Below are 5,072 nucleotides of genomic sequence, written 5' to 3' on the forward strand. Positions count from 1 at the left end.
GCTCCCGCGCCGAGCACCTGATGCAGCTAGAGAAAAAGGTGATTCCCGATTGGATCCGGCAAGAAGAGGAAGATATCCAGAAGGTGTTCTGGTGGTTCTGGCGCTGTTTTCCCCAGGCGCTGGTTCGGGAGTTGGGCGATGAGAACCTCCTGCTTTTGCCGGCGGAAACGCGGCTGCCGGATGGATCCCTGTGGAGCCACACCAGTGTCGTGGCGGCCCTGGCGGGCTGTTTGGCCGGCTACGACGAGCCCAAGTTCACGCGGCCCTTTTTGGCCAGCTTCACCTTCAACCCCATCCAGGAGCTGATTAAAGCCAGCCGCAAGATGCGGGATTTCTGGGCCGGATCCTGGCTGTTGCACTACCTCTCGGCGCGGCTTTGCTGGCGCCTAGCGGAGAAATACGGCCCCGACTGCCTGCTCTACCCCAGCCTCTACGGCCAGCCGTTGATCGATGCCTGGCTGCTGGAGAAGTACCCCAAATTTGCCGAGTGGATCCCTCAACCTTCTGCCCACGCCCTGCTCACCGCCGGCTTCCCCAACGTGATCCTCTTGCTGTTGCCGGAAGAGCGGGTGGAGGCGGCCATGCAGTTGGCCCAGCAGACCCTCAAAGAAGAATGGCGCCACCTGGCCGAAAGAGCGCTGGAGCACCTGCAACTGGAGCGCCGCTGGCTGGTGCAGTTGCGCCCGGAGGATCCCACCTGGGAGGGATGGCTGGAGCACCAGTGGCAGCTCTACTGGGCAGCAGCACCCCTGGGATCCCCCCAGCAAAGGCTCAAAGACACCGCCATCCTCAAGTCCCAGGAGTCCATCGAGCGGGATCCCTGGGTCAGTGCCCAAAACCGCACCTACCACCTAACAGAAGAGCGGCAGCTTTTTGCCGACGCGGAGCTGAAGTTCCTGCGGATCAGCTTCTGGGATCCCCAAAAGCAGCAGCGCCGCCAGGGCAAGCCGGGGCTGAACGTCGGCTCCTGGTGGGCAGCGGCGGTGGAGGCGACGCGCCGGCTGCAGGCTGCCTGCAAACAGGCCCGCGATTGGCAACTGCCGGTGGCCTTTGGACCGCGCAGCACCGTCTCCGGCCTGGGGCCGGTGGTTCACCCTTCCCCCAGGGATCGCTGGATTGGCGAAGGGGAGAGCCGGCGGCTTTGGCAGCGGCAGGCGGGGCTTTTCGATGGCCGCGAGCAGCTCAACGCCACCGAAACCGTCAAGCGGGCCCTGGACAAGGTGTTGCCGGAGCTCTTTCCCAACCTCGATGAAGACAAGATTGCCGCTTCCTACCCCGATCTCACCGCCGGTGTGGCCGGCTACCTGAAAACCCACGGGCGACGGGAGCAGGAGCACTTGGAGCAAGCCTGCCGGGCCGTTGAGGCCATCCACCCCGGCATTCGGGAAGTGCTGCGGGAGATGCGCGGCAAGTGGGGGATCCCGTGGGCCGACCAGCAGAACCTACGCTACCACCCGCGGCTGCTCAACGCCGGCTGGCTGGTGGAAGACCTGGAAGCAGACGCAGCAACCCAGAAGCGCTGCCGCCAGGAGATAGAAGCCACCCTCAGCCGCTACTACCCCAGCATCAACCCCGCCAGTTGGTACGTGCTGGCCGCCGGCGACGGCGACGACATGGGCCAGTGGCTGAGGGGGGAGAAGATGCGACCCTACTACGACTACCTGCCCCAGCCGCTGCAGCGCCTAGCCGATAAACAGAAGGACACCATTGGCCAGGTCATCAACTCCGAGGAGCTCGACCAGGTCAAGGACGCCTTCAGCGAGTTTGTTAAAACCAGCCGCAAGCGCATGGGCCCGGCCACCCACAGTGCCCTCAGCCGCGCCCTGTTGGATTTTTCCGGCCAGTTGGTGCCCTACCTCACCGAGCAGCGCTACGCCGGCAGGCTCATCTACGCTGGGGGAGACGACGTTTTGGCCTATACCAACCTCTGGGAGTGGGATGGCTGGCTCTGGGACATCCGCCAATGTTTCCGCGGCGGCGAAGACGACTGGCGGGAGTTCGCCAACGAAGGGGACTACTGGCAGTGGCAAAAGGCGCAGTTGCCGCCTGGCCTCAGCCGCCGCCCTCTTTTTACTCTGGGATCCCTGGCCAGTATTAGCTTTGGCGTGGTGATTGCCCACCACTCGGTGCCCTTGGCCATTGCCCTGGAAAATCTCTGGGAGGCGGAAAAAGACGCCAAAGGGCAGGCCTATGCCCATGGCAGCCCCAAGGACAGCGTCCAGGTGCGGGTACTGTTTGCCAACGGCAACCAACTGGTGGGCACCAGCAAGTTCGACACCTTCGACAAGTGGAAAGACCTGCTGGATTTTGACTGGAAGTTGCTGGGCCAACAGCAGGATCAAAGCTCGCTGTTTGAGCAGGCTGCCCAGCTCTGGGAGCAGCACCCCGCCCCCAGCTTGGAAGCTGTGCCCGATTGGGCCCGCTTGTTCTGTAGCCGCCGGGATCTCTTTGGCGGCGAAAGCGAGCAGAGGGATCGCTTCCAAGCCAAGCTAATCGAGTTTATCCAGCACTTTTGGCAGCACAGCCTGCCCGCCCAGCCGGCAGCCTGGGATCTGGCCATCAAAAACTGGTTTAAGCTAGCGGCCTTTGTGCTGCGCAACCGCACCGTGAAATTGGGGAGGAACGGTCGATGAGTTGGTTCACGCTATCGCCTTTGGATGTGTGGATGTTTCGCGATGCCAGGCCCTTTGCGCCGGGGGAGCGGGCCTGGGCCACCAGCGGCTTTCCGCCCAGCGGCCACACCCTGGCCGGAGCCATCCTGGCCCACCTGGGCCAGCCGACAACCCTGCGCCTGCGCGGCCCCTTCCTCTGCTGGGATGAGCAGCTTTACTTCCCCAGCCCCCTGCACCTTGACCAGGGATCCCCGCTGGTGCCCATCCCCTGGCTGGAAGAGGAGCATTCCTACAGCGGCTACCGTTGGGATCCCACTCGGCCGGCCCCTTTGGTAGCGGCAGCTCCGGAGGAGGAACGGCCAAGCCCCAAGCAAAAGGCCGCCGGCTACCTGCCCTTTCAGGCGGTGCAAAAAGCGCTGCAGGGCAAGGGCTGGGATCTGGCTCAAGCCGTTCCGCCCCCCTGGGTGGCAGAGGTGCGGCCCCACAACACCCTGCAGGCAGGCAAACGTCAGGTGCGAGAAACCGATGGCTACTTTGTGGAAACCTGCATCCGCCTGCAGCCCGGCTGGAGCCTGGCTCTTTCCATCGAGTGCTGGGATCCCGAGCGCGAAACCTGGGATCCCTTGCCCCTGGAGCAAGAAGAGGTGGTGCGGCTGGGGGGAGAAGGCCACGGCGCTCTCCTGGGCCCTTGCCCAAAGCTGGGCAAGCAGTGGCAAGCGCTGCAGGAGCTCTCCCAAGAGACCTTCCGGCAAACCCGGCGGGCCTTGGCCTACCTGGTTACGCCTGGAGTGTTCATCAAGAAGGTGGATGGGCGCTCCCTCTGCCGCGCCTGGCCCTGGGAATGGCGCTTGGCCACCCCCCACCCTGCCCACTCCCTCACCGGCCCTCTGGTAAGCGTGGCCACCGGCAAGCCGGTTCCCATCAGCGGCCGCCTGCAGGTGGATTCCCTAACAGAGCCGCGCAAGACCAGCTTACCGGCTCCGCAAGTGTTTGCCGCCCCGCCCGGCAGCGTCTACTACCTGGAGCAGCCGGCTCCCCTTGGGCAGGACGAGCCGGAGCTGGAAGATGGCCGGCTCAACGTCTTCCACCGCTGGCGGCTGTTGGGCTACAGCGAGTTGCTCTGGCTGCCTTGGGTTAACTGATGCTTTTGCAGCCCTGTTCTTTGTCGATAAGGAGTGTTTTTTCGATGACTTTTCACCTGGTCTATCTCACCCTGTTAACCCCCCTGCACACCGGCGGCACCACCCAAGAAGGCAACCTCTTGGGCATTGCCCGCGAAGCCCACACCAACTTGCCCTACATTCCTTCCAGCACCATCCGCGGCAAATTGCGGGCCAGTGTGGCTGAGAAAGAGTTAAAGTTTGAGCTCTTTGGCAACGAAATTGGGGAGGGGGATCAGCTTACCCAAGGCTCCATTTGGATTGGGGATGGATCCCTGTTGTGGGTGCCGGTGGCTTCCCTCAGCCACGGCGTAGTCTGGATGAGCTGCCCCCTCTTGCTCAAGCGCTGGCTGCGGCTAAGTGGCCAGCAGTTGCAGGTGCCGGATCCCTATAGCACCAACTTGGAGACAAACCGGCCCCTCTACCTCAAGGATGCCATCCTGAAAAATGGCCTGAAAAAGTGGGCCAACTGGCAAGACTTTGTCAAGTCTTCCAGCATCACCCGCGTCATCGTTTTGCCGGATCAGCACTGTGCCACCCTTATTCAAATGAGCCTGTGGCGGCAGGTGAAAGTTAAGCTCAGCGAGCACAAAGTTGTAGAAGGCGGCTTTCGCTACGAAGAGGCCATTCCCCCCGATAGCTTGATGTACTTTACCTGGGGGGTAACAGCCCAAGCCAATGGCAGTTCCCAAAAAGCAGTGGAGCAATTTCGGAAGCTTCTGCAGGATAACCAGCTTCTGCAAATTGGCGGTCAGGAGAGCCTAGGCCGGGGCTTTGTCGAGTTGTCTTGGAACTAGTTGAGGAGGTTTTATGGAAACTTTTGATCCCCGCACGTTGGCCAAGCCTGTTTACGAATCCCTTCGCCAGTTAAGGGCTCAAACCAGAGACCAAGAAAAGCTTAAGGAGCAGAAAAACCAGGCTGTGGAACTCTACACCTACCTTTCCACCTGGGGCATGCTGCGCCTTAAGGCAGAAGAAGATGCCCTCGGCCAAGACGGCAAAAAGCAAGTGGTCAAGGAGTTCTTTAATTGCCTGGAAGAGATTTCTGGTCAGAAGGGAATTGCTAACTCCAATGGTCTGGATCGTCTTATGGGACTGGGAGTCGAAGAGTATCTAGGTTTAACAGGGTTAGGGCTGGCTTTGGCTCAGGAGTTTGGCTTTTGGGCCATGGCCATCTACCACGACATTAAAGGAGGGGAGTAATGGGCGTCGCGATCCCCCTGCAAGCGATTTCCCTGCAAGAAGGCAGCCGAGTGGTTATTCATTCTCTTACCTGGCAAGACTGCGAGAGCATTCTGGA

General features: G+C 61.4%; 4 protein-coding genes. All 4 read left to right on the forward strand.

The window, feature by feature from the left end:
• Positions 1 to 2,633 (forward strand): type III-B CRISPR-associated protein Cas10/Cmr2 (cas10, locus tag NW863_RS10535; protein ID WP_414366227.1); only part of this gene is annotated, 2,633 nt, incomplete at its 5' end.
• Positions 2,630 to 3,754 carry a type III-B CRISPR module-associated protein Cmr3 gene (locus tag NW863_RS10540; RefSeq protein ID WP_414366229.1) on the forward strand — a complete coding sequence of 375 codons (1,125 nt, stop codon included), beginning with the start codon at positions 2,630 to 2,632 and terminating at the stop codon, positions 3,752 to 3,754. The genes cas10 and NW863_RS10540, both read left to right, overlap by 4 nt.
• 44 nt (positions 3,755 to 3,798) lie before the next feature.
• Positions 3,799 to 4,569 (forward strand): type III-B CRISPR module RAMP protein Cmr4, encoded by a 771-nt coding sequence (gene cmr4, locus NW863_RS10545; RefSeq protein WP_414366230.1) that lies wholly within the window; start codon positions 3,799 to 3,801, stop codon positions 4,567 to 4,569.
• A 13-nt stretch (positions 4,570 to 4,582) separates the two neighbouring features.
• Positions 4,583 to 4,975, forward strand: coding sequence for a hypothetical protein (locus NW863_RS10550; protein WP_414366231.1), 393 nt, complete (start codon positions 4,583 to 4,585; stop codon positions 4,973 to 4,975).
• The last annotated feature ends 97 nt before the right edge of the window (positions 4,976 to 5,072 follow it).

Origin of the sequence: Synechococcus sp. B60.1 (assembly GCF_047462555.1) — a bacterium.
GTDB lineage: Bacteria > Cyanobacteriota > Cyanobacteriia > Thermostichales > Thermostichaceae > Thermostichus.

Excerpts from the sequence above, each read along its gene's own strand:
- NW863_RS10540 (WP_414366229.1), top strand. The coding sequence starts at position 2,630 with ATGAGTTGGTTCACGCTATCGCCTTTGGATGTGTGGATGTTTCGCGAT.
- cmr4 (WP_414366230.1), top strand. The coding sequence starts at position 3,799 with ATGACTTTTCACCTGGTCTATCTCACCCTGTTAACCCCCCTGCACACC.
- NW863_RS10550 (WP_414366231.1), top strand. The coding sequence starts at position 4,583 with ATGGAAACTTTTGATCCCCGCACGTTGGCCAAGCCTGTTTACGAATCC.